Source organism: Bradyrhizobium sp. CCGUVB1N3 (genome assembly GCF_024199925.1).
In the GTDB taxonomy this organism is placed as follows: Bacteria; Pseudomonadota; Alphaproteobacteria; order Rhizobiales; family Xanthobacteraceae; genus Bradyrhizobium.
This window is the reverse complement of the sequence record NZ_JANADR010000001.1, coordinates 8379886-8405413: the sequence shown is the minus strand read 5'-3', so window position 1 is coordinate 8405413 and position 25528 is coordinate 8379886. Positions and strand designations below refer to the sequence as shown.

Here is a 25528-nt window from a genome sequence, read left to right as displayed (position 1 = left end):
CTCACCTCCTCTGGAAGTCCGCCGACATGAACAGGAGCGCGAGCGCCTGTTGCCGGCTTTCGGCGCGATTGACCGCCTGTTTCACCTCGGACGACACCTGCGACGCGAATACAGTCTCGATGATGTCCTGCGGATCGGCTTGGCCTGCGACGCGTTCGGCGAAATTGTTAGCAATGTCGAGCCGCCGGCCCACGCCGTCGATCCAGCTCGCCTCGTCGTCGGGATAGCCCTTCGGCGCCGACGGCCGCCACAGCGCCTCGCCGAGGAGCTCCAATCCCCCCGTGTAGCGCGTCGGATCGACCTGAGTGATGCCGGTCGCGCGCACCATGCCCAGGCCCCATTCGCCGGGACGCTTGAGCTTGGACGGCGGCTCGCTCCACGCCTCGGGCGAGGACACCATCGTCTTGGCGACTTCCTTGAGGTCGCCGTCAGTCTCGCGAAACGTCTTCGCCATCTGCTCGACCAGCGCAGGCGGCGGCATCGCGGCAATGAAGTGGCGCGCGAGCTTGGTCGCGACATGCGTTGCCGTCGCAGGATGGGCCGCGAGGTCGCGGAGCACGGCGCGCCCCTGCTCGACGCCATCCTGGTCGTAGAGCTTGCCGAGCACGGTCTGCCCGCCGGGCTCATGCAGCCGCGGGTTGAAGCTGAATTCACCGCCTCGCTCGGGATCGTTGCCGGGCGGAATCAGGGTCCAGCCCGTCAGAACGTTGGCGAAGCCGATGATATCGTCCTGCGTGTAGCCGCTGCGCACACCGAGCGTGTGCAGCTCCATGATCTCGCGCGCAAAATTCTCGTTCAGGCCGCGGCTGCGGTTGATGCCGGCGATCGAGTTCGCGCCCATCGAACCGAGATTGTCGAGATAGAACAGCATGGCCGGATGGCCTTCGGCGGCCTGCAGGAGATCGTTGAAGCGGCCGAGCACGTGCGGACGAACGGCCTCGCGCTCATAGGCACCCGACATGCTCTGGATCTTGTTTGCGGAGATGCAGAAGTGGTTGGACCAGAACCACACCAGACGCTCAGCAAAGCCGATTTCGGCGGCCAGCGCAGCCTCCGTGCGCACCTTTGCTTCCTCGAGATAGATCGGCCGTCCTGGATCGGGAACGGCGTCGGCGGCCTTCTTGGCCGCCATCGCGGCAGCTTCCGCGCCCTGACCTTGGCTTTGTCCTTGGGTCTGTCCCTGCTTCTGCGTCTGGTTATTTCCTTGGCTGGCGTCCTGGCCCTCGGCCATGACGGGAGCCGCGGCCATCTGCTGTTTCTTGGCTTCCTGCTTGGCCCGCGCCGCACGCTTGGCGTTGGCGTCTGCAACCGTGCGGTAGGCCTTGGCGCTGGAGGGCAGGCTCGCTGCGGCTGCCAGCAGCAACGGCCGGTCGAGCTCGGCGATCAGCGCTGCGCGTGGGTCGGCCTCGATCGCGGCAATCGACCCCGGTCGCGGCCCCATGCCGAAGCGATGGAGCGCCAGCACGGCTTCAGCCTTTGCAGAATTGCTCATGGCGGGTGCCCGATATGTCAGCCAACCGAACCTTCGCGCCAAGTCGGCTCGGCCGACCACGACGCCCCGTAATGCTACAGATCGTAGCATTTGCATCTATCGACCGCAAGCTCCGATTGAGCGGCCCGCGACGGGTGCTCATCAACCTCGCCCCGCAAATCAAGGCGTTCAGCCCGTAGGCGAAATCACCCGCAAGACATCTCTGAAAACGCCGTTTTGCAATTGAAACGCTTGCGGACTGTAGTCCTGGTAGTATCCCGCAGTCACCACGACGACGAGATCGAGCTCCGGAACGATGCGGATCGACTGCCCGCCTCGACCGAGCGCGCCAACCCAGTGGACCTCACGTCCATTGATCTGGGAGCGACCCAGCCACCAGAGATAGCCGTAGAAATAGGGACCCGTGGCTTTCAGCTGCGGTGTCATCGAGGCGTCGATCCATGCCTTCGAAACTATCTGGCGACCGTTCCACCGGCCGCCCGCGAGGACGAGCTGGCCGATTTTTGCCATGTCGCGTGGTCGCAAGCGCAAACCCCCTCCGGCATCGCTATCCCCCTTGACCCAACTCGCATGCTGCGTTCCTAGAAGTTCGGCCCCAGCGCGATTTTCGTGATGGTGCCGTTCTTGACCCCGATCCGCCATTCCGCCGAGCCGTTGGCGAACTGCGCGATGTAGATGTCGCTGTCGAGCGCGGTGACGCCGCGGAACGACATCGCGCGCAGCGCACCGAGCCGCGTCAGGATCGCCTGGTCGAACGGAAGCTGCTGACGCGTCTGCTCGGCGACCTCCGTGGTCATGTGGTCATAGTCCGGACGGCCCTTGCCGACGCTCTCGATGTACTGCCGCAGCATCTCCTCGCCGTTGGCGATCGGCATGTTCCGCCGCGCCACGCGCCCGAGCCGTGCCCCGGGATGCGGCGCGTCGACGTTGTAGAAACGCGTCTGGCGTCCCGGCAGCAGGATTTCGCGACATTGTCCGGAACGGTCGGCAATCACCCACGGACTATTGACCGTGGTGAGGAAGGACGACGTCATGCTGCTTCCGATGGTCGTCTGCACGCGCCGATTGCCATCCGCATCCAGGTTGAAGACCTGAATGTCGTCGCCGGTGTCGTTGTAGAACATGATCCTGATCGGCGAGGTGCCGGCCTGGCCGCGAACGGCGGCTTGTTCCGAACAGGCGACGATGCCGCCGAACTCGTCGTTGCCATCGGGACGGAAGATGACGTCACCGGCCTTGCCGTCCGGGTCGATCAGCAGGCGAAACTCGGCCGTGCCGTTCTCGAACTTCGCGCCATAGATGTCATAGCCGCCGGGGCCGACGCCGCGGAAGAAGATCGATTCCACCGCGCCGAGCGCCAGGAACGTCGCGTGCAATTCACCGACCTGCCGATGGATCTTTGCGGCCAGCGACGCGCTCATGGAGTCGTAGTTCGGCGTGCCGCGGCGCAAATCTTCGATCCCGCGAAGGATCATGTCCTTGCTGCCCGGCGCCGGGACCTGTTCCCTGAACCGCTCCGGAACTTCCGCGATCCGCCGCAGGAAGTCGGCCTCGATGCTGCCTGCGACGGCCTCATCGATGCGCCCCGCCAGGCGCGGGCCTGACGCGGCGCTGTGCAGGAGGACCCGCGCCACCTGGGCCTGATCGTCGCGCAGGAAGACCACGAGATCGTCGCCCCTGATCGAGAACGCGTCGGCGCCTTCGGCCATCAGGGCAAAGGCGGGCCGGCCGGTTTCGTGCACCAACAGCCGGTTACCATCGCGCTTGACGGTCAGCACCCGATTGGATGCGACCTTGTACCAGCCGACATACTGGTCGAGCGTGGCTGTATCGGCGGCCGGAGCCGGCATCTCGGCGACGCGGGTGGCGCGGACGTCGCGACCGTTCACCCGCATCATCAGCTCCGAGGACCGGCGCTCCGCATCGACCGGGAACGTGATGTTGCCGAACGAGGCGACATAGGATGCGAGACCATCCCGCTCCGTCAGTCGCAGCTTGCGCTGCCCGGTCCACTGCCCAAACAACTCGTCGCCGTCGCGGAAGATGGCGAATACCGACGTCGGGCCAAGCGCGTAGAAATTGACGAACGCGCGGTAGCGCTGGGCGCTGCCGGCCTCCCCGACATCCTCCACGGTCGGGCTCGCCTCCGGCGTGCGATAGGCGATCATGCCGGTCGAGACGATCACGGCGGGCACGATCATGGCCGCGATCCAGACACGCTTGCGCCAGCCGACCGCAGCGGGCATGGCCGCTGCTGCAATGATGCGCTCGACGCGGGCGCGCACAGTCGATGCCCGCGCCATCGCGAGCTCCATCGGACGCGGCTTCACAGAGGTTGCGACGTCGAGCAGGATTTCCGCGTAGGACAGCCTGTCGTCGATCGCCTCGATCGCCTGGACGTCGCTGATGATCTCGGCAAGCTCGGCGAGATGCGCGAGCTGCCACCACGAGAAGGGGCTGAACCAGAACACGGCGCGGTTGAGCGAGGCGAGCAGCAGAACGTAGAAGTCACGATTGGCGACATGCGCGCCCTCATGGGCGAGCACGGCGAGCCGCTTCCGCGCGTCCCAGTCAAGAAACTGCGGCGGCACGAGAATGGTCGACCCGAAGGTGACGGGACCGCCGACGTCGCGGCTGACGCGCACCTCGGCATTGACCACCCGGGGGCCGCCCATCGGCTTCGCAGCCCGCGCGAGACGAAAGGTCAGCCAAAGGCCAACGAGGAGCCGCAGCAGCAGGAAGCCGGCGACGCCGGCATAGGTCACCGTGGCGATGGCCCACCAGTTGATCGGCACCGCGCTTTTCGCCAGCGGCGCCAGGGCTGCGCCGTGCTCGGCGGACAACAAGGGCGGCAAGGACTCGGCCAGCTGCGCTTCAGCCGGCCAGACGTCGTCCGGCGCTGCCACCGGCAATGGCAGGCGGGTGATGGTGAGCGTTGGCCAGTGCATCACGAACGGCATCGCGAGCGAGGCCAGCAGCACGACGACCCACGCCGTCATGTGCACGTGCGGATTGCGCACGCGAAAGAGATAAAGACCAAACCAGACGACGCCTCCCAGTACAAAGGAGCGCAGCGCCGCCTCTGCCAGAGTTGCGATCATTCCTTCTTCACTCCCCTTACCTTTTTCGCCTTGGCCACCTGGTCAGCCAGCGTGCGCAACTGTTGCTGATCGAGCATCGCATTATCGACCATGCCGACCAGCACCTCCTCGATCGAGCCGTTGCAGAACCAGTCGACGATGCGCTGGACCGCCTTCGCCGCGACGCGCGCGCGGGGCTCGACCGCCTGGTAGACATAGGTGCGTCCGTCCACAGTGTGCCGCGCGTAGCCTTTCTCTTCCAGCCGGCGCAGGACGGTGCGGACTGTCGATTCCTTGAGACGACGCGGCAGCCGTTCACGCACGACCTCGGCCGTCACCGGCCCGTGAGCCCAAACCAATTGCATGACCTCGCGCTCGAGGTCGCCCAGTTCGGGCAAACGATCGTCCATGATGTGTGACCTTGCGGCTGAAGGTTTATTGTAACGCTACAGATCGTCGCATATGCGGCCGCACCGCGCAACGGCGTTTCCACCTCAGATAGTGCCGTGGTGCTGACCGATCCGGTCGCCGGGGCGGGCGGCGGCGCCGTCAGTAGTGCGGCTCGTACATCAGCGACCGGACGAGGCCCATCACGTCATTTGGCGCCGGCCCTTCCGCAAGGCCGCGCTGATAGGCAACCTGGGCGACCGCGGCGGCGATCTTGGCCGAGACCTCGCGGATGCGCGGCAGCGCCGGATAAAGGCTGCCCTGGTCGAGATCGTCCCTGCCGACACAATCGGCGAGCGAATGCGCGGCGGCCATGAACATCTCGTCGGTCACGAGGCGCGACCGGCTGGCGATCACGCCGAGGCCGACGCCCGGGAAGATGTAGGAGTTGTTGCCCTGGCGCGGGACGAAGGTTCTGCCGTTGAGCGTCACCGGGTCATAGGGACTGCCGCAGGCGAACAGCGCGCGGCCCTCGGTGTAGCGATAGGCATCCTCGGCCGAGCACTCCGCCTTCGAGGTCGGGTTGGAGAGCGCGAACACGATCGGACGCGCGTTGAGTTTCGCCATCGCCTTGAGGACGTCCGGCGTGAACGCCCCACCGACCGCCGCCACGCCGATGATCGCGGTCGGCTTCAGCGTTTCGATCGCCGCGGGGAAGTCGGCGATCTGCCCATGGTCGTGGGCGTAGCGCAGCTTGTGACCGGACAGGCCGGCCCGCCCCTTGACGACGAGGCCGCGGGAATCCACCAGCCAGTTGCGCCCCAGCGCTTCGGCTTCGGAGGCGCCCTCCGCCATCATCGCCGAGACCACGAGATCGGCGATGCCGGTCGCCGCCTCGCCCGCGCCCAGGAACAGGATGCGTTGATCCCTGAGCTTGCCGCCGCTGACGCGCAGAGCCGAGAACAGGCCGGCAAGCGCCACCGCCGCCGTGCCCTGGATGTCGTCGTTGAAGACGCAGACCTCGTCCCGGTATTTGTGCAGAAGCTTGAACGCGGAGTGGTTGGCAAAATCCTCGAACTGGATCAGCACGCCCGGAAACGTCTTGCGCGCGGCCTGCATGAACTCGTCGACGAAACTGTCATAGGCTTCGCCCGTCAGGCGTCGTTCGCGCAAACCGAGATAATAGGGATCGCGCAGCAGCTCCTCATTGTTGGTGCCGACGTCGAGCACGATCGGCAGACACTGCTCCGGATGCACGCCGGCGCAGGCCGAATAGAGCGAGAGCTTGCCGACCGGGATGCCCATGCCGTTGGCACCGAGGTCGCCGAGACCGAGAATCCGTTCGCCATCGGTCACCACGATCAGCTTCGCCGGATAAGGCCAGTTCTTCAGGAGCTCGGCAATCTGGCCGCGGTCGCGCGAGGAGATGAACATGCCGCGTGGACGCTGGAAGATCAGGCCGTATTTCTGGCAGGCGAGCCCGACCGTCGGGGTGTAGATCAGCGGCTGGATCTCATCGATATTGTCGCAGACGACGCGAAAGAACAGCGCCTCGTTGCGATCATGCAACGCGTTGAGCGCAACATACTTCTCGAGATCGCTCGGCAGATTGCGCAGATTGATCAAGACGCGCTCCGCCTGGTCCTCCATCGTCAGCACGCAAGGCGGCAACAGGCCTCGCAGGCCGAGCGCGGCACGCTCCTGTTCGGTGAAAGCGGTGCCCTTGTTGAGCAAGGGATCGCGGAGCAGCGTCATGCCACGCGGCGAGCTGGAAGGCGTTGAGTGGGCGCTGACCCGGTCAGGTCTATTCACGAATTCCCCCAAGAGTTTCTTATGTGAGAACAAACATTGTCGGCCACCCCTCGATTGAGATCAAGGACGTTACAGGTCAAGCCCTGATTGTGATCTCGCACCGCAGCGACGCGCGTGTGATGAAGAATGACGCAGGCTGCCGCTGCTGCATCAGGCCAGCCACAAGAGTTAACGCCGAGCCCTATTCCGCCTTGATGTCGGCGATCTTCACGATGCGCCACCACTTGTCGGTCTCGGCTTTCTGGAACGCTGTGAGTGCGGCCGGAGCCTGCTGCTCGCGCGGCGGGATCTCCTGACCGAGCTCCGCGAAGCGCTGACGGACGGTGGGATCGGCGAGCGCGGCAACGATGGCCGCGTTGAGCCGCTCGACGACGTCCCTGGGCGTGTTCTTCGGCGCCCATAATCCGTGCCAGTAGGAAATGTAGAGGCCGGGGAGGCCCGCTTCGTCGACCGTCGGAATGTCGGGCGCGGAGGCAAGTCGCGTCGGCGAGGTCACCGCAAACGCCTTGATCGTGCCGTTCTTGATCTGCGGCAACGAATTCGACGCCTGATCGAACATCAGGTCGATCTGCCCGGCCACGAGGTCGATCATGGCCGGCCCGGCGCCCCGATAGGGCACGAACTGGAATTCCGTGCCGGTCCTCGTCTTGAAGAACACGCCGGCGACATGCGCGCCGGAACCGGCGCCGGCCGTCCCGGCTGACGCCTTGTTCGGATTGTCCTTCAGCCAGGCGATCAGCTCCTTGAGATTGCCGGCCTCGAGAGTCTTCCTGCCGACGATGAGCTGCGGCCCGCTCGCAACCAGCGCGATCGGTTCGAAATCGGCAAGCACGTCGTAGCTGAGCTTGTAGACCGCTCCGTTCAGCACATGCGTGCCCCAATGACCGATGGTGATCGTGGTGCCGTCAGGGGCTGCCCGCGCCACGCGCGCGCCTGCGATGCTGCCGGACGCGCCGACCACATTCTCCACCACGATCGTTGCGTGAAGATCGGCCGCCATCCGCTCGGCGAGAATCCGCGCCAGCGTGTCGGTCGGCCCGCCCGCCGCAAACGGCACCACCAGTGTGATGGGCCGCGACGGGAACGGCTGGGTCGTCCCTGGTGCGGCAGACGCGACAAGTCCGATCAATGCGCAAATCGCAGTGACGCACCCGCGCAATCCGGCCGACAATCCACCCATCATTCCCCGGCCTCCCGCTTCCACCCACCGTTGACCGCGGGCATGTTTGTGGAGAGAAGTGAACGATGTCGCCGTTCAGGAGGCAAGGACGAAAATCAGCCGGTCGCCCGTCGTAAGGTCAGGTTCGAGGCCGTGTCGGCCGGCGCGGCGATCTGCGTCAGGATGGTTTGGGCGGAGGAAGCAATCTCAATTCCATTTTCCTGGAAGCGCAGCTTCATGCGGCGATTGAACTCGCGTTGAACCGGCCAACGGCCGCTGTCGGTACAGCGGATCTGGCCGACGATCGACACCATCGAACCATCCACCTTGTCGATGCCCCAAAGCTCGAGATCGCCGCGGATCGCGGCGCGAAATTCCGGCTCCCGGCGCATTTCATCGACGATATCCTTGAGGATTTGTCCGGCGCGATCGGTATCCTCCTTGTAGGCGACATTGACGCTGACGGATGCATTGCCCGCGCCACGGCTTGAATTGGTGATGGTGGTCACCGCGCTGAACGGCACGATGTGCACGGATCCGTCGCCGGTGCGCAGGCGAATGGTGCGGATCGAGACGTTTTCGACCACGCCCGTCAGCCCGGAGACGCTGACGGTGTCGCCGACTTGGACCGTATTCTCGAGGAGGAGGAACAGGCCGGTGATGAGATCCTGCACCAGCTTTTGCGAGCCCAAGCCGATGGCGATGCCGACGATGCCGGCCCCCGCCAGGAGCGGCGCGACATTGACGCCGATCTCGCTGAGCGCGGTGAGACCGACGACCGTCGCAATCAGGCAGAGCAACGCCGTCCGCAGCATCGGCTGGAACGTGCGCAGACGCGCCGCGCGGGCGTAGTGGCCGTCGCGCGACAGGACATTGACCTGCCGGTCCATCAGCGCGTTGCTGGCCTCCCAGATCGCCGCCGCGATCACCGCGGCGATGCCGATCGTCACCACCGCGGAGATGAGCCGGCTGCCGATCTGTCCGCCATAGAACCAGACGACGGCATCCACGCCCCAGACCTCCAGCACGGCCACGAATCCGATAAAGGCGATGATGCCCGAGACGATCTTGCGCAGCAGGGGCAGATAGCGGTTGGCGCGGATCTCGAGGCCGGGAAAGCGCTGGAGGATCTCCGGATTGATGCGGAAGCCACGATCGATCAGGCTCAGCGTCACCATGATGGCGACGCGCGTGATCAGCGCAACCGCGATGGTACCGACGAAATATTGGAGCAGCAGCGAATAGCCGTCACGGATGTTGAGCGCCCAGACGGCCCACAGGGCCAGATCGAGTGCAATAGCAAGATAATGCCAAATGCTGGCAACGCGACTGCGTATCCTTGCCGCAAGACCCTGCCGGCCGGCAGGCGCCCGAATGGCCTCGGCGACCTGGCGGCGGCATTGCAGGATGATGACCACGATGAAGAGATGCACGATCAGCATGACCATGCGCAGCAAGGCCGCATAGCCGACCCGATGCAAGCCGAGCAGCAGCGCCACGTTGGCAAAGGCGATGCCGGACACGCCGACGCCGACGATGCGCCGCGCCCAGATCTCGATATAGGCCGCGGTCTCGGCGCGAACCGGAAAGAGGCCGAAGGGCCCCGCCAGCACCCGGACAAGACAGATGAGTCCTCGCGAGAAGGCATAAGCATTGATGACGGCGAGGATGACGAGGCGAACGGTTGCCGGCTCACCAATCTCGGTACCGAGCAACGTCGTGGCGGTGCCGACAAAGGCGAACACCGGGACCAATTCGATCGCGAGCCGGCCGAGCACGAAGGGCAGACGGAGCAGGAGCTGCCAGGCCCGGGCCAGACTGGCGCGGCGGCGATGCAGCTCAGGCTCGGCGGCTACGGACGACGGATCGACGATGGGGAGCGCCTGCGTGGGCAGGTGCGGAGCCTGCGGCACGCGCGCTTCCAGGAATGCGACCGGACGCCTGATCAGGCGAAAAATCAGCCATTCGGCGCAGAAGGCACAGCCGAACACCAGCGCCAGCTTCCACGCGATCTCGATCAGCAGATTGTAGGCGGCGGGGTCATTCGCCGTCCGCACGATCCAGTAGTAGAACGCCGGAAAATGCGTAAGTGTCCGCGCCATGTCGGCGACCTGACGCGAGATCTCGCCGATCTCTTCCGAGACAGTCAGCAGGAGCTGCGCGCCGAGGCCGTCGGCTGACAGCGAAGCGGAGGACTTCTGCTCGGGCGCGGGCGTTGTGGCCTGCGGCTGATCCGACACACTAGCGATCGCGCGCAGCGTGTCGATCATCCGGGCACGCTTCTGATCGTCCTGCAGCGTGTCCAGCGCGCGCCGGGCCTGCTCCGGGGAGAGCATTGCAGCACTGCCGGTCGCGGGCGGCGCCGGTTCGGCGCGTGCACCGGATAGAGCTGAGATCGCGAGGAAGATGCAGGCAGCGAGAAGCGCCGAAGACAGCCTTTGCGACACGATGAGTTCCCAGAAATAGCTAAGGCGGTGTCAGAACCGGCACCGCCTTTGTGTACGAGTCATGTCGGATCATCGCTATTCGCCCCGGTCCTGTGTCGGAAGTTTGCCGTCGCGGCGACTTTCTCTTGGCTTTGTTGCGTCGCATGAATCGGGAACCGCACCACAGCGGACGTCCACTGCACGATCGCGGCAATCTGCGCGACAGGCAGCCGGTCTATCATCGATGGCTCAGTGATTTGTTCGAGCATGCACAAGGGCGTGGACACAATGCAATCACGAGACCGCATCATCATCACCGACACAGTGCGCTGGTGCTAAAACTACACCGCCGGGAAGGTAAGGGGCCATGCCTCACTGATGCGGCCCACTTCACCTTGACCCGGCGTGCCGTTCGCGGATTTTGCCGCTATGCGATAGTCCGAACGAGCTCCGTCGCACTTAACGCGGCTGGATCTGCGGAGGTGGTGTCATAGACCTCCCCTTGCTCATGACATGGACGTTACGCGTCGCGCTGGGCGACCACCGGCATGCTCCTCCCGCGCCATAAAACTGTCAAGCGGGATCAATGGCTCTGCCGGCAAATGTGAAGCCCCGACGCGCGTGTTCCGAGATCGGAATAAAACGGTTCCGCCAGCGTTTGTATCGACGAAGTCAACTGCAGTCCCGCGCTACCTCCCACCCGGAACATCACCGATGAAAATAGTCCATCGTCTGGCCGTCATCACCACGATCCTCACCGCATGTGGCTCCGCATGGGCGCAAAATCCCCCGCAGGTCTCGACCAAGAAGGTCGAGGGCACCGAGAACGTCTACATCTTCCGCTACGGCGGTCACCAGTCGATGTTCGTCGTGACCTCGCAGGGCGTGATCGCCACCGATCCGATCTCGTATGAGCGTCCCGCAAAACCCTATATCGACGCCATCAAGGCCGTCACCGACAAGCCGATCAAATACGTCATCTACAGCCACCATCACTACGACCACGCCGCCGGCGGCCGGGCGTTCAAGGACCTCGGCGCCATCTTCATCGCGCACCGGCGGTTGAAGGAGCGCTGGCTCGACTTGAAGAAACAGAACGCGCTGCTGGCAGATGTCGTGATGCCTGACCAGGTCGTCGACGACAAGAAGACCATCAGGCTCGGCGGCACCACGCTGGAGCTGGTCTATGTCGGCCGCAACCATTCGGACAATTCATTGGTGATGCGGCTGCCGAAGGAGAAGCTGGTCTTCGTCGTCGATTTCGCGCCGATCGAGAGCATCCAGTTCCGCAACATCCCGGACAACGCCTCGCCGCTGGAATATATCGCCTCGCTGAAGAAGCTCGCCTCGCTGAACTGGGACAGGTTGATTCCCGGTCACCCCAATGCCGGCGGACGCCTCGGCACCAAGAAGGACGTAGAGGACGACATCGCCTACATGGAAGATCTCTCCGCCGAGGTGAAGAAGGCGGCCGACGCCGGCAAATGCTTCGACACCGCGATGAAGGAGGTCAAGCTGCCGAAATACGAGAAGTGGGCAAACTACGAGAACGGCCTTGCCGCCAACGTCGAGCGCTTCTGCTACTGGTGGGGCCGCGGCTATTGATCGGAGTTCGGTCTGAGACCGCAGGGCATCTATCGGCCCCGGCGACGAAGGCTTCGCCGGGACGTCGCTCCCAACCAAAACATCGAAAACAACCCCATGCAAAGTAGCCCGCGGTCGCCGGCGAGACACTTCGTATTTTACGAAATCAGTTGACACGTCGGGCAAATCAGGGCGATAATTCTATCATTGCCCATCTTGGGATCGCCCTGGCTCCGTTATGGCTTTGCCAGACTGTTCGGTCGTGAGCCGACGCCGCCTCGGGACAATCCAGCTTCAGAGAAACATCTCGGTCAGATCGACCGTCGAGGCGTTGCCGATCTGGCCAAAGTGCCTGTCGAGCCAGCTTCGCGCCGCCTCGCGGCCTTCGTCGCGCAACCGGCACAGCAGACTCCATTCCGGGTGGAATTGCGTCGCGGTTCCGAGCTGCGACATCAGCTGGTCATTGCCGATCCAGTGCATGTACATGCGGCTGTGCGTGTCCTTGTCGAGCTCGCCATTGTCGATCAGCTTCGTCGCGAAAGCGATCGCGCGCATCTCGCGCATCAATGACGAATTGAAGCTGATCTCGTTGATGCGGTGGAGCACGTCGGCCGCGCTCGCCGGCAACTCGTCGCGCCGGATCGCGGTCACCTGCACGATGATGACGTCGTGGCTGCCCTTGCGATAGATCAGCGGAAAGATCGCGGGATTGCCAAGATAGCCGCCGTCCCAATAATGCTCGCCGTCGATCTCGACAGCCTGGAAATAGGGCGGCAGGCAGGCCGAGGCGAGCACGGCGTCCACGCTCAAGAGCGGCGTCTGGAATACCTTGATCTTGCCGGTCCGCACATTGGTGGCGTTGAGGAAGAGCTGCGGCGCCTCCGCCGAGGAATTCAGCCGGTCGAAATCGACGACCCGCTGCAACAGCGCGCGCAGCGGATTGAAGTGGAAGGGGTTGAGGACGTTCGGCGGCACCGTATGGGTCAGGGTGTGGACGAAGGAGTGCACCGGATGATACTCCGGCGGCAGCTTGAGCGCCTGAATCAACTGATTGAGCGGCGAGAACAGGTCGTACACCATGTCCATGCGCGATACCTCGTACCAGAACTGGTGCAGATTCTCCCGCGCAGCATCGGCGCCGCCGGCCGCCATGCCAGAGGCCATCGCCACCGCATTCATCGCGCCGGCGCTGGTCGCGCTGATCGCCTCGATCGCGAGGCGGCCGTCCTCCAGCACGAGATCGAGCACGCCCCACACAAATGCGCCATGCGCCCCGCCGCCCTGGATCGCGAAGTTGACGTTCTTGACGTTCTTGCTGCCGTTGCCCGTCACCTTGCGCCCTTCCTTCCTCCCCTCGCTTCGCCCTCGAGAGCCTGCTGCACCGCCTTGAACTCACGCAGCGAGGCCCTGTCGGCGCGAGGAAATTGCAGATCAAGCCGCTCGAGCGCGGCGACGATGACGGAGCCGATGACGACACGCGCGAACCATTTGTGGTCGGCGGGCACGACGTACCAGGGTGCATGGGTGGTCGCGGTGTGCCGGACGATGTCCTGATACACCGCCTGGTAGCGCGGCCACAGCGCACGCTCCTTGATGTCGTCCATCGAGAATTTCCACTGCTTGGAGCGGTCCTCCAGCCGGTCGAGGAAACGCTGGCGCTGCTCCTCCCTGGACAGGTTGAGGAAGAATTTCAGCACCACGGTGCCGTTGCGCGCGAGGTAGCGCTCGAAGGCGGAAATGTCCTCGAACCGCTCGCGCCAGATGTTCCTGGTGACGAGCCCGGTCGGCAGCTTCTCCTTGGCGAGGATCTCCGGATGCACGCGCGTCACCAGGCATTCCTCGTAATGGGACCGGTTGAAAATGCCGATATGGCCGCGCGACGGCAGTGCGACCACGTGGCGCCAGAGGAAGTCATGGTCGAGCTCATGGCTGGTCGGCTGCTTGAACGCGCGGACCTCGCAACCCTGCGGGTTGATACCTTCGAACAGCGCCTTGATCGCGCTGTCCTTGCCGGACGCATCCATCCCCTGGAAAATGATCAGGACCGACCAGCGGTCCTGCGCGTAGAGTTTCTCCTGGAAGTCCGCGAGGTGCTGCTTGTTGGCTTCGAGGATCTTCTGTCCCTCGTCCTTGTCGAGATCGCCCTTCTCGTTCGTCTTGTGGTCCTTCAGGTGAAACGTGCCCGAACCATCGTAGCGGAATGGGTTGATGAACCCGGCGAGCCCTGCGGCGAGTGTTTTGGAAGGTTTCTTGTTCATGAGCCCGGAGACGGTTTGCGTTGCGGCTTCAATCGTTCGAGCAGGCTACCAAGAATGCCCTTGGGGAGGAATATGATGAAGAGGACGAGCAGCACGCCATAGACGAGGTTGTCCCAGCCGACGGCCTTGGTTCCAAATCCGATGCGCAAGGATTCGGCGAGCAGGATGGTGATGATGGCGCCGACCGTCGGCCCCAGCGAGACGAACAAGCCGCCGACGATGGCCGCGAACACCATCTGGAGCGACACCGCGATGCCGCTCACCGTGTCGGGCGTGATGAACATCTGGTACTGGCAGTAGATCGCGCCGGCTAACGCCGTCATCAAGGCGCTGATCAACGTGATCTTCAGCTTCTCCGCGGTGACGTCGACGCCGGCGGCGGCCGCGGCGTCCTCATCCTCCGAGATCGCCTCCAGCGCGAAGCGGCTCATGCTGCGATCGACCAAGTGCCAGACCACGAGTCCTGCGAGCCAGACCGCAAGCGCAACCAGATACCAGGTCGTCTTGTCATCGAACTGGAGCGCCCAAACCCTGTTACCGGCCGCGCGATTGGGCGTATAGCCGAGCGAGCCGCCGGTCCAGTCGCGCGTGGCGGTAATGACCTGGAGCACGATGCCTGACAGCGCCAGGGTCACCAGAACGAAATAGTGCCCGGTGATCCGGAAGCGGAAGCAGGGATAGCCGACGATGAGCGCCAGCGTGCCGGCCGCGACCATGCTGACGGGAATGCCGATCCAGGGCGACACACCCAGATGATTCCACAACAGCGCCGTGACATAGGCGCCGATCCCCATGAAGCCGCCATGGCCGAGCGACACCAGGCCGAACCGTCCCATCATCGACCAGGATGTGTAGGCGAACGACCAGATCAGGATCAGCACCAATATGTGCAGGTGATAGGGATCGCGATAGGCGAATGGCAGCGCAACGAGCGCTGCAAGCCCGACTGCCCATGCGGCGAGATGCGCCTGTCTCATCATCGGCGCCTCGAGAGCAGGCCGGCGGGCCGGATGAACATCATGACGATGAAGAAGGCGAACGCCAGCACGTAGCCCCATTCGAGGTCGGAGAACAGGCCGCCGAGCGAGATGATCTCGGCGAACACGAAGGCGGCGATGAAGCCGCCGATGAAATTGCCGAGGCCGCCGAGCACGCAGATCAGAAAGGTGATCGGCCCGAACGACAGGCCGACGAAGGGATGCACGTCGTATTGCAGCACCAGGAGGCAGGCGGCGAGGCCGGCCAGCGCCCCGCCAAGCGCGGAGGTGATGATGTACATCCTCTTCGTATCGACGCCCATCAGCGCCATGATCTGCCGATCCTGGGAGATGGCGCGGATCGCCGTGCCGGTGAAAGTACGCGTCATGAACAGATAGACCGCAACCATTCCGACCAGCGCTGCGATGAAGGACAACAGCCGGGCATAGCTGAAATTCATATCGCCGAGCGCGAGCACAGGCAGGCGGATGCCGAGATTGCGGAAATCGATGCCGAAGGCGACAGTGGCGAAGCTCTGGAGCACGAACAGCACACCACCGGTCGCGAGTAACTGGTTGATCGGCGGTGCGGTCAGCAGCGGCGCGATCACGAGATAGTGCAGTGCCGCGCCAAGCAGCGCGACCAGAAGGATGGTGAAAGGCGCGGCAATGAAATAGCTGATGCCGTAATACTGGACCATGAAGTACATGGCGTACATGCCGATCATCACGAGCTCGGCGTAGCAGATCCAGGTCACGTCGATGACGCCGAAAATCAGGTTGAGTCCGAGCGCAAGCAGCGCCAGCACACCGCCAAGAAGGATGCCGTTGATCACGGCCTCCAGCAGGTAGATGTCGAAGATATCAAGAAATGCCTGCATGCGCCTGCCCGCCCCTCATACCCCGAGATAAGCTTCCTTGACCGTGTCGCTCGCCAGCATCTCGGCCGACGTGCCCGAGCTGCGGATGGACCCTGCCTCGATCAGATAGGCGCGGTCGACCACACGCAGCACCTGTTGCACGTTCTGCTCGACGATCAGTACCGTGAGGCCGCTTGCGCGAATCCGTTTCACGAGTTCGAACACCTGCTGCACCACGACCGGCGCAAGACCCGCCGAGGGCTCGTCAAGCAGCAGGAGTTTTGGATCCGACATCAGCGCGCGCCCGATCGCGCACATCTGCTGCTCGCCGCCGGACATGGTGCCGGCCATCTGATGGCGGCGCTCCTTCAGGCGTGGAAACAGCTTGAAGACGATCTCGAGGCGCTCGGCATATTTGTGACGCGCCTCCTTCGTGAAGGCACCCATCTTGAGATTGTCGTCGACCGAGAGTTGCGGGAATAGCCGCCGGTTCTCCGGCACATGCGCGATGCCGAGACTGACGATGCGGTGCGCCGGCGTCGTCAGGACATCGACGCCCTCCATTTTGATTGATCCGCGCGCGGGCCGGATCAGGCCCGAGATCACCCGCATCAGCGTGGTCTTGCCGGCGCCGTTCGGGCAGATCACGCCGACCGCCTCGCCGGCCTTGACCTCGAGATTGACGCCGAACAACGCCTGGAAGCTGCCATAGCCGGCATCGACGGATCGAAGCTCCAGCATGGCCTACCCTCCGGCGCGGCGGCGCGCTTCGGCGGCCGCGGCTTGCGTGGTCTCGGCATCGGTGCCGAGATAGACCTCGATAACCCGCACGTCGCTGGCGACTGCGCTCGGCAGCCCCTCCGAAATCTTCTCGCCGTGATCGAGCACCATCACGCGATCGACCACGCGCATCAACACGCCCATGATATGCTCGACCCAGATGATGGTGATGCCGAGATCGTCGCGGATCTTTCGCAGCATGTCGGCGGCCTGGTCCATCTCGGCTTCATCAAGGCCGCCGAGGCTTTCATCGGCGAGCAGCAGCTTTGGTCCCGTGGCGAGCGCCTTTGCCAGTTCGAGCTTCTTGAGCCCTGCGGCACCGAGGCCATCGACGCTCGCATGCCGATCGGTCGGCAGCCCGACCATGGCGAGCGCGCGCTCGGCGGCCTCTTCCGCTTTGGCGCGGCTGTGGCGGCCCTGGCCGTAGAAGCCTGCGAGCGCCACGTTCTCGAATATGGTCAGGCGGCGGAACGGCCGCGGGATCTGGAAGGTGCGGCCGATGCCCCGGTTGATGATCCGGTGCGGCGCCAGGCCTGCGATCTCCGATCCTGCGAACAGGATCGAGCCGGCGGTCGGGGCGAGCGTGCCGGAGAGCATGTTGAAGATCGTGCTCTTGCCCGAGCCGTTGGGTCCGATGAGGCCGAGGATCTCGCCCTGATCGACCTTGAAGGCAACGTTATTGACGGCCGTGAAGCCGCCAAAACGTTTCACCAGCCCGCGAACTTCCAGCACCGCATCCCTCCGCCGCGCCTCACGCTACTGGTTGCTGTAAGTGGTGCCCTTCGGCAGCGGCAGCACGGCCTCGCGCTGCGCCTGACTCTTGGGCCACACCACATAGGATTTGTCGTCGAGATACTGGATCACGACGGGGAACGAGCGCTCGTTCTGGCCCGCCACCGGCGTTCCCTCGCCGTAGAACTTGACGCCGAAGCCGAGCATGGTGCCGCCTTCAGGGATGTCGGTGTCGAGCGAAGCCTTGCGCAGCGCGTCCGGATCGACGCCGCCATATTTCTTGATCGCGCGCGGCAACACGTCGGCCATGAACACGTAGGTGTTGGAGGCGCCGATGCCGACATGGGCGGAACGGATGGCAACGCCCGGCTTGATCTTGTCGAACTCCTCGCCGACCATCTTGATGACCGGCCCTAGCTTCGGGTCCATGGTCTTCTGGTTGGCGAGCCAGATCGAGATCGGATCGGTGTTGAAGATGTAGCTGGCATCGGCGCCCATGCCCTCCTTCAGCTTCTCATAGACGCCGTAGCCCGCACCATGCCCCATCAGCGCGCCGAACTTCAGGCCCTGCTCGCGCGCCTGACGAAGCAGGAGCGTGATGTCGGGATTGTAGCCGGTGTGGAAAATCACGTCGGGCTTGGCGCGCTTGAGCTTCGTGACCAGCGAGGAAAGGTCGGGCGCGGTCGCCGAATATCCCTCCTTCAGCACGACGTTGAAGCCGGCCTTCCTGGCGCCGGCCTCGTTGCCCTTGGCTACGTCGACGCCGTAGGCGCCGTCCTCGTGGATGATGGCGACGCGCAGGTCCTTCGGCTCCTTGCCGAACTTCTCCTTCGAGTTCTGCGCGATGAAGTCCATCGTCATCATGCCGAACTGGTCGCCGCTCGCTTGCGGGCGAAACACGTATTTGTAGTTCTTGTCGGCGAACACGGCGGACGAGATGCAGGTCGTCATCCACATGAACTTCTTCAACTGTTCGACGCGGGCCGCGACCGGCACGCACTGCGCGGAAGAGAAGAAGCCGAGCACCATGTCGACCTTTTCCTGCTCGAGCAGGCGGACGGATTCGTTGATGGCGACGTCGGGCTTGCTCTGCGCGTCGGCGTAGACGGCCTCGACCTTGTAGCCCTCGACGCCGGTCTTTGCGAACTGGTCGAGAACGATCTTGGTGCCGAGATATTCGAGCTCTGACCCGCCGCCGGCGAGCGGTCCGGTCAGGTCAAAAATCACGCCGATCTTGATCTTCTTGTCCTGAGCCTGGGCGGATGCCACCAGACCCGACGCCGCGATCACGACCATAAGCCCACGAATTAAGTGACGTACCAAGCGGGCAGCCATGCGCATGCGCATCAAAACCTCCCTGGACGATTGTGCATTGCAGTCTTTTTGCTTTTACTTTTTGCCCATCACATGGGCTGGGAGATGCGATGTCAAGCCGAATAGCGTCGCGGGCTTAACGCGTCAGCGCGCGGCGAATTGCTGCTCGATAAAGGCCGTGACGAAGCGCGGCATGGTCGGCGTCAGATCGCTGACCCCGCGGACCAGGTGAATGGCCGACAATTCGGGTTCGGCCTGCGCCGCGAGATTGGCCTCGATCCGGGCGCGCGCCATCTCGCCGGGCATGTCGAGATCGAGAATCCGGATCATTGCAATCGCGTGTCCCGTCATCACGCAATGCCAGTCCGCTTCCGCCCGGTAGTCCTCGGGCTTCAACCCCGTCTCCTCCTCGATCTCACGGACGACGCTGCCGGGGATGTCGAGGACACCGTCCGTGACGTCGGCGGGATCCGGCGTGCCGGATGGAAAATAGATACGGCCGGCGTTCGAGGTGTGCTGGCCCATCTCGCCCATAACGAAGGCGCCATCGGACGTTCGCAGCGCGCCCATGCCAAAGCCGTTGAACACGGCCTTGTCGGGAAAACCCCAATCGCGCCAGGCGAGGAAACTGGCGAAATCGGCCTCGAAATACCGCGCAGAGAGATGGCCGCCGGACAGCACGGGATCGCGCCCGAGCAGAATGGGGCCATTCCAGATCTGCGGTCGCTCGCGCTGCTGCTCGGCAAAATGCGCCGCGATCTCGGCGCGCCGTTCTTGCGCGAACGGCCAAGCCTGCGATCGCACGCTGAGATCAAGCGTCGTGACGCGGTGAATGCTCGGGGACGTCATGAATGCCTGCATATCGGCGCTTCACGTCAATTGCCTGGCAGCACTATTTGGAATTCATCCCCGTGGTCTTCTTGGCCTGCTCGACGAACTTGTTGGTGAAGGTCTTGCTCACGTCGATCTTGGCGTTCGCAACCTCGGGCGAGCCGACGCTGAACACCGCGAGCACGGCGTCCGCGCCCTTCGGGTCCATCTTGCCGGTCTCCGAGAACATCGGGATCGTGTTCTTCAGCGCGGCGAGATAGAGCTCCTTGTTCTTGCCGACCGTCTCTTCCGGCATCTTCGCCATGATGTCCTCCGGCGAGTGCGAATGGATCCAGGCGAGCGTGTTCAGCATCGCATTGGTGAGCGCCTGCGTCTCCTTCTCGTGGGAAGCGACCCAGGCCGCGGTCGAGTACAATGCGCCGCCCGGATATTCGCCGCCAAAAGTCTCGAGCGTATCCTTCTGCGTGCGGGTGTCGCTGAGGATGCGCAGATCCTTGTGACTGCCCTGGAGCACGGTGACGGAGGGATCGAGCATCACGGCCGCATCGATCTGGCCCTGCTCCATGGCCGCGACCGCGGTCGCACCTAAGCCGACGCCGATCACGGCGGTGCCGGCGGGATCGAGGCCATTCTTCTTCAGGAGATATTTCAGGAAGAAGTCGGTGGAGGAGCCGGGCGCGCTGACGCCAACCTTCTTGCCAGCGAGATCCTTCACCGACTTGATCTCGTTGGTATGCGAAGGTGCGACCACCAGCACAAGGCCGGGATAGCGGTCATAGACCACGAAGGATTGCAGCTCCTGCTTCTTGGCGGCGAGGTTGACGCAATGGTCGAAATAACCGGAGACGACGTCCGCGCTGCCGCCGAGCACGGCCTTGAGCGCATCGGAGCCGCCCTTGAGGTCGACGAGATCGACATTGACGCCGGCTTTCTCGTACTCACCGAGCTGCTTGGCCAGCACCGTGGGCAGATAGCACAGGCAGGAGCCGCCGCCGATCGCGATGGTGACCTTGCTCTGCGCTGCCGCGAAGCCGGTGGTGAGCGTGAGCGCGAGCAGCGCGCCCGCGAGCCTGGCAATCGTGTTCTTCATTGGTTTCCTCCATTCGGCTGGCGGCACATTAGAGCAGCGGGACTGGCTTGAGAAGCGCTGGCCAAGACACTGGTCATCGGACTTTCGGCGCAATAGCATGACGGCATAACAACAACCCTTTGTCGGGAGAATCATCCATGAACCGCATCGCAACCGCCGTCTCGCTCGCCGCCGCCTTCGCCGCAGGGTGCGGCGTGACCTACCTGCTGCAGCCGGCGTGGGCTGCCGAAAACATCACCGCGCAACTCATCCACACCGGCGAGATGGAGGGCGATGCGCTCGGGCCGGCGAACAGTGTCGGCTACCGCTCCAAGATGTTCATGGCCGCAGACGGCGCCACCGTCTCGATCCAGGTCGGCAACGTGCCCAAGCATTTGCATCCCAACACCAACGAGATCCAGTATATCCTGGATGGGACCGGGACGATCTGGCTCGGCGACAAGGAGGTGACGGTGAAGCCGGGCGACCTCGTGATCATTCCCAAGGGGATGCCGCATGGCGGCACCAAGCCGATCAGCGGCCAGGTCAAGGCGATCGCGATCAAGACACCGCCGCAGGCGCCCGACGACACCAAGCTTCTGGACTGAGCTGGAAAGGCTCATACACTTGTCCGGGCCCGCATCCCTGCGCGGGTCCGGCAACGATCGCACCATCCCTAGCCTCGCCCGTCCGCGGCCGTCGGCCGCCACACGAGAAGCCGGCGCTCCACCATCGTCACGCCCATGTCGATCAGGAGGACGAAGGCCGACAGCACGAACATCCCGGCAAACACGCCGGCAACGTCGAACACGCCTTCGGCCTGCTGGATCAGGTAGCCGAGGCCTGCGGCAGAGCCGAGATATTCGCCGACGACGGCGCCGACCACGGCAAAGCCGACGGAGGTGTGCAGCGAGGAGAACATCCACGACAGCGCCGAGGGCCAATAGACGTGCCGCATCAACTGCTGCTCGCTCATGCCGAGCATGCGGCCATTGTCCAGCACCGTGCGGCTGACCTCCTTGACGCCCTGATAGACGTTGAAGAACACGATGAAGAACACCAGCGTCACGCCGAGCGCGACCTTCGACCAGATGCCGAGGCCGAGCCACAGCGCGAAGATCGGCGCGAGCACCACGCGCGGCAGGGCATTGACCATCTTGACGTAGGGATCGAACACGGCGGCGACCAGCGGCTGCCGCGCGAACCAGAAGCCGACCAGCACGCCGCCGAGCGAGCCGATCACGAAAGCGAGAATCGACTCCCAGAGCGTGATCCAGAGATGCTTCCAGATCACGCCGCTCGCGAACCATTTGACGATCTGGCTGAACACGTCGGCCGGGTTGGAGAAGAAGAACGGCGGCAGCAGGATCTTTCCGAACACCGGAACGGTGGAGAGCACCTGCCACAGCACGATCGCGACCACGGCGACCAGCAATTGCAGCGAGAGCAGCGTGAGGCGCGACATCAGACCGCCTCCGCCTGGGTGGATTGTGCGTAGCCCTTCATCACCTCGTCCTTGAGAACGCTCCAGATCTCGCGATGGAGCGCATGGAACTCCTTGTCCAGCCGCACCTCGAAAATGTCGCGCGGGCGTGCCAGCTCGACGCGCCAATCGCCGATGATGCGCGAGGACGGCCCCGCCGACATGATCACGACGCGGTCGGCGAGTGCGATCGCCTCCTCGAGGTCATGGGTGACGAACAGCACCGCCTTGCGGTCGGCGCTCCAGAGTTCGAGCAGGAGATTGCCCATGACCTGCCTGGTCTGGGCATCGAGCGGGCCGAACGGCTCATCCATCAGCAGGATTTTTGGATCTCGGATGAGCACCTGCGCCAGCGCCACGCGCTTGCGCTGGCCGCCGGAGAGCATGTGCGGATAGCGGCCCGCGAACGCGCCGAGCCCGACCGAGGTCAGCCATTTTTGCGCGCGTGCGAGCGCCTCGGCGCGGGGCGTACCCTTGATCTCGAGGCCGATCGCAACGTTGTCGATGGCCGTTTTCCAGGGGAACAGCGCATCGGCCTGGAACAAATAGCCGGCGTCCTGGTTCAGCCCGGCGAGCGGCCGGTCGAACACCTTGGCGCTGCCGGCGGCAGGCTTCAGCAGCCCCGCGGCGACGTTGAGCAGTGTAGATTTGCCGCAGCCGGTCGGGCCGACAATGGCGACGAACTCGCCCTGGCCGACCGTGAGCTGCGCCTGCTCAACAGCCGTATAGACGCGCCCGTCCCCCAGCCGGAATGCGACTTTCGTATCCTCGAGCGCCACCGCCGTGGGCGTTGTCATCTGCCGAATTCCTCCCAGCACTTGAGGGATGCCTTAGCCGCTTGCGCCGGCAAGTTCAATCGAGCGGCCAAGCGTGGTACGCATGCGGGGTCGCCTCCATCAATCTCCCCTTGCGGGAGTGCAAGGCTGGGTCGGTACCGATGGCCTCCAAACCCGTGATCGGCTACGCGCATGTCGCGAAGAACTTCGGCCCGGTCGTGGCCGTGGACGGCGTTTCGCTCGACGTCGCCGAGGGCGAGTTTCTGGCCATCGTCGGCGGCTCCGGCTCGGGCAAGACCACCCTGCTGCGGCTGACCAACCGGCTGATCGAGGCCGACCGTGGCACGATCACGGTCGAGGGCGAGGATATCAGCCGCGTCGACCCGGTCGCGCTGCGACGGCGCATCGGCTACGTCTTCCAGAGCGGCGGGCTGTTTCCGCATCTGAGCGTCGCGGACAATATCGGCGTCACGCCGAAGCTTTTGGGCATCCCGCAGGGAGAGATTGCCGCACGCGTGGACGAGCTGCTCGACCTGGTGCGGCTCGACCGTATCCAGCATCGCGATCGATTGCCGCAAGACCTGTCCGGCGGACAGCGCCAGCGCGTCGGGGTGGCGCGGGCGCTCGCGGCGCGTCCGCGCATCGTGCTGATGGACGAGCCGTTCGGCGCGCTGGATCCCTTGACCCGCGACGCGCTCGGCGAAGACTATCGCGCGCTGCATCGAGAACTTGGCCTGACCACGGTCATGATTACCCATGACATGACGGAAGCGATCTTGCTTGCCGACCGCATTGCGGTGATGCGCGCCGGACAACTGCTCGCGCAAGGCACGCCGGCGGAGCTCGGCCGAAGCGGCGACGCGTATGTGCTGGAGTTGTTGCGCACGCCCCGGCGCCAGGTCGCGCGACTGAACGAACGGCTGCCGCAGGGTGGTGCGGCATGAGCCTGATCTCCGATCCGCGCTGGGGCGAGGCGCTGTCGCATCTGCCGGACTATCTCGGCAATCATGTGCGGGTGAGCCTGGCCGCACTCGCGCTTGGGCTCATCGTCAGCCTGCCGCTCGCGATCCTCTGCCGCAACCGACCGGTCGCGCGCAACATATTGCTCGCACTCGCGAGCATCGTGCAGACCGTGCCGGGGCTGGCGCTGCTCGCGCTGTTCTATCCGCTCCTGCTGCTTGCGGCCTCCGTGACGCTCTCCTGGTTCGGCGTCACCTTCTCCGCCTTCGGCTTCCTGCCGGCGATGCTGGCGCTGGCGCTCTATTCCATGCTGCCGGTGCTGCGCAATGGCATCACCGGGTTGAACGGCATCGATCCCGCCTTGCTCGAAGCCGCCCAAGGCGTCGGCATGACGCCGCGGCAATCGCTGCTGACGGTTGAACTACCGCTGGCGCTGCCGGTGATGATGGCGGGCATCCGCACCGCCGCCGTCTGGGTGATCGGCACGGCGACCTTGTCTACGCCGATCGGGCAGACCAGCCTCGGCAACTACATCTTCGCCGGCCTGCAAACCCAGAACTGGGTGTTCGTGCTGTTCGGCTGCGTTGCCTCGGCCGTGCTGGCGCTCGCGGTGGATCAACTGCTCGGCCTGATCGAAACCGGCTTGCGCAATCGCAGCCGCCTGCGCACGACGCTTGGCGGCGTCGGGATTGCGGCGCTGGTCGCCGCGACGCTCGTGCCCTCGCTCGGACGCTCGTCGCCCGCTTACGTCGTCGGCGCCAAGACGTTCGCCGAGCAATATGTGCTATCGGCCCTGATCCGGGATCGCCTGGCGGCGGCTGGCCTGCCGGCGACGACGCGCTCGGGCCTCGGCTCGAACGTCGCCTTCGAGGCACTGAAGGTCGGCGACATCGATCTCTATGTCGACTATTCCGGCACGCTCTGGGCCAACCAGTTGCACCGCACGGATATCAAGCCGCGCAAGGAGCTGATCGACGAGCTGAAGACGGCACTCGCCAAGCAGAATATCACGCTGCTCGGCGAGCTCGGCTTCGAGAACGCCTATGCGCTGGTGATGCCGCGCAAGCGCGCCGAGGCGCTTGGTATCCACTCCGTCGCCGATCTCGCCGCGCATACGGCAGACCTCTCGATCGCCGCCGACTACGAGTTCTTCTCGCGCCCGGAATGGGCGGCGTTGCGCGATGCCTACGGGCTCACATTCCGAGCTCAGCGGCAGATGCAGCCCGATTTCATGTATGCGGCGGTCGCAAGCGGCGAGGTCGACGTCATCGCGGGCTACACCAGCGACGGCCTGATCGCGAAATACGATCTCGTGGCGCTCGACGACCCCAAGAACGCGATCCCGCCCTACGATGCCATTCTGCTGCTCGCTCCCAAGCGTGCCGGCGACGAGCGGCTCAAGGCCGCGCTGAAGCCGCTGATCGATCGGATCGACATCGCCGACATGCGCGAAGCCAATCTGCGCGCCAGCGGCAACGATGCGAACTCGTCACCCGACGTCGTGGCAAAGTGGCTGTGGGAGAAAGTCGGCAAGCGATAGAGACCCGC

The 25528-nt window shown here is 64.3% G+C and carries 21 protein-coding genes and 1 pseudogene; 4 read left to right on the top strand and 18 right to left on the bottom strand.

Going from position 1 to position 25528, the window contains the following annotated elements; all coding sequences use genetic code 11:
- Position 1: 1 nt before the first annotated feature.
- The 7 genes from NLM33_RS39685 to NLM33_RS39655 form a co-directional block, all read right to left on the bottom strand.
- Complete coding sequence (locus NLM33_RS39685; protein WP_254103829.1) at positions 2–1492, bottom strand: DUF1800 family protein; 1491 nt, start codon at positions 1490–1492, stop codon at positions 2–4.
- A gap of 168 nt (positions 1493–1660) precedes the next feature.
- Entirely contained in the window at positions 1661–2134 is a 474-nt protein-coding gene (locus NLM33_RS39680) for a serine hydrolase (protein ID WP_254103827.1), read from the bottom strand.
- Positions 2074–4593: a M56 family metallopeptidase gene (locus tag NLM33_RS39675; RefSeq protein ID WP_254103825.1), complete on the bottom strand. Its 2520-nt coding sequence runs from the start codon at positions 4591–4593 to the stop codon at positions 2074–2076. The genes NLM33_RS39680 and NLM33_RS39675 overlap by 61 nt, the downstream gene beginning before the upstream one ends.
- Complete coding sequence (locus NLM33_RS39670; RefSeq protein ID WP_027524466.1) at positions 4590–4982, bottom strand: BlaI/MecI/CopY family transcriptional regulator; 393 nt, start codon at positions 4980–4982, stop codon at positions 4590–4592. The genes NLM33_RS39675 and NLM33_RS39670 overlap by 4 nt, the downstream gene beginning before the upstream one ends.
- A 139-nt stretch (positions 4983–5121) precedes the next feature.
- Entirely contained in the window at positions 5122–6771 is a 1650-nt protein-coding gene (locus tag NLM33_RS39665; protein ID WP_256570585.1) for an NAD-dependent malic enzyme, read from the bottom strand.
- A 181-nt stretch (positions 6772–6952) separates the two neighbouring features.
- Positions 6953–7951 carry a tripartite tricarboxylate transporter substrate-binding protein gene (locus NLM33_RS39660; RefSeq protein WP_254106111.1) on the bottom strand — a complete coding sequence of 333 codons (999 nt, stop codon included), beginning with the start codon at positions 7949–7951 and terminating at the stop codon, positions 6953–6955.
- A gap of 95 nt (positions 7952–8046) precedes the next feature.
- Positions 8047–10377, bottom strand: a complete 2331-nt coding sequence (locus NLM33_RS39655; RefSeq protein ID WP_254103823.1) for a mechanosensitive ion channel domain-containing protein — start codon at positions 10375–10377, stop codon at positions 8047–8049.
- Positions 10378–11070: 693 nt separating this feature from the next.
- On the opposite strand from NLM33_RS39655, the gene NLM33_RS39650 reads away from it, so the two are divergent.
- A complete protein-coding gene (locus NLM33_RS39650; protein ID WP_254103821.1) occupies positions 11071–11961 on the top strand; it encodes an MBL fold metallo-hydrolase in 891 nt (296 codons plus the stop codon).
- A 273-nt stretch (positions 11962–12234) separates the two neighbouring features.
- On the opposite strand, the gene NLM33_RS39645 is transcribed toward NLM33_RS39650, so the two are convergent.
- The 9 genes and pseudogenes from NLM33_RS39645 to NLM33_RS39605 form a co-directional block, all read right to left on the bottom strand.
- Positions 12235–13272 carry a patatin-like phospholipase family protein gene (locus NLM33_RS39645; protein ID WP_254103819.1) on the bottom strand — a complete coding sequence of 346 codons (1038 nt, stop codon included), beginning with the start codon at positions 13270–13272 and terminating at the stop codon, positions 12235–12237.
- Positions 13269–14198 carry a polyphosphate kinase 2 family protein gene (locus tag NLM33_RS39640; protein ID WP_254103817.1) on the bottom strand — a complete coding sequence of 310 codons (930 nt, stop codon included), beginning with the start codon at positions 14196–14198 and terminating at the stop codon, positions 13269–13271. The genes NLM33_RS39645 and NLM33_RS39640 overlap by 4 nt, the downstream gene beginning before the upstream one ends.
- Positions 14170–15178, bottom strand: a pseudogene (locus NLM33_RS39635) (branched-chain amino acid ABC transporter permease); the annotation flags it as partial. The gene NLM33_RS39640 and the pseudogene NLM33_RS39635, both read right to left, overlap by 29 nt.
- A complete protein-coding gene (locus tag NLM33_RS39630) occupies positions 15175–16056 on the bottom strand; it encodes a branched-chain amino acid ABC transporter permease (RefSeq protein WP_254103815.1) in 882 nt (293 codons plus the stop codon). The pseudogene NLM33_RS39635 and the gene NLM33_RS39630, both read right to left, overlap by 4 nt.
- Positions 16057–16071: 15 nt before the next feature.
- Positions 16072–16776, bottom strand: coding sequence for an ABC transporter ATP-binding protein (locus NLM33_RS39625; RefSeq protein ID WP_254103813.1), 705 nt, complete (start codon positions 16774–16776; stop codon positions 16072–16074).
- 3 nt (positions 16777–16779) lie between these two features.
- A complete protein-coding gene (locus NLM33_RS39620) occupies positions 16780–17547 on the bottom strand; it encodes an ABC transporter ATP-binding protein (protein ID WP_254103812.1) in 768 nt (255 codons plus the stop codon).
- A gap of 24 nt (positions 17548–17571) precedes the next feature.
- Positions 17572–18894, bottom strand: coding sequence for an ABC transporter substrate-binding protein (locus NLM33_RS39615; protein WP_254103811.1), 1323 nt, complete (start codon positions 18892–18894; stop codon positions 17572–17574).
- A 111-nt stretch (positions 18895–19005) separates the two neighbouring features.
- Positions 19006–19710, bottom strand: coding sequence for an NUDIX hydrolase (locus NLM33_RS39610; protein WP_254103809.1), 705 nt, complete (start codon positions 19708–19710; stop codon positions 19006–19008).
- 43 nt (positions 19711–19753) lie between these two features.
- Positions 19754–20782 (bottom strand): ABC transporter substrate-binding protein, encoded by a 1029-nt coding sequence (locus NLM33_RS39605; RefSeq protein ID WP_254103808.1) that lies wholly within the window; start codon positions 20780–20782, stop codon positions 19754–19756.
- A gap of 137 nt (positions 20783–20919) precedes the next feature.
- Between NLM33_RS39605 and NLM33_RS39600 the strand changes: the two genes are divergently transcribed.
- Entirely contained in the window at positions 20920–21369 is a 450-nt protein-coding gene (locus tag NLM33_RS39600; RefSeq protein WP_254103806.1) for a cupin domain-containing protein, read from the top strand.
- A 68-nt stretch (positions 21370–21437) separates the two neighbouring features.
- Here the strand turns inward: NLM33_RS39600 and NLM33_RS39595 are convergent, their stop codons facing one another.
- Complete coding sequence (locus tag NLM33_RS39595; RefSeq protein WP_254103804.1) at positions 21438–22226, bottom strand: ABC transporter permease; 789 nt, start codon at positions 22224–22226, stop codon at positions 21438–21440.
- Positions 22226–23041, bottom strand: coding sequence for an ABC transporter ATP-binding protein (locus tag NLM33_RS39590; RefSeq protein WP_254103803.1), 816 nt, complete (start codon positions 23039–23041; stop codon positions 22226–22228). The genes NLM33_RS39595 and NLM33_RS39590 overlap by 1 nt, the downstream gene beginning before the upstream one ends.
- A 140-nt stretch (positions 23042–23181) precedes the next feature.
- On the opposite strand from NLM33_RS39590, the gene NLM33_RS39585 reads away from it, so the two are divergent.
- Entirely contained in the window at positions 23182–23964 is a 783-nt protein-coding gene (locus tag NLM33_RS39585; protein WP_254103802.1) for an ABC transporter ATP-binding protein, read from the top strand.
- The gene (locus tag NLM33_RS39580) at positions 23961–25520 is read left to right on the top strand and encodes an ABC transporter permease/substrate-binding protein (protein ID WP_254103801.1); all 1560 of its coding nucleotides are present in this window, start codon (positions 23961–23963) and stop codon (positions 25518–25520) included. Before NLM33_RS39585 ends, NLM33_RS39580 begins: the two co-directional genes overlap by 4 nt.
- Positions 25521–25528 lie beyond the last annotated feature (8 nt).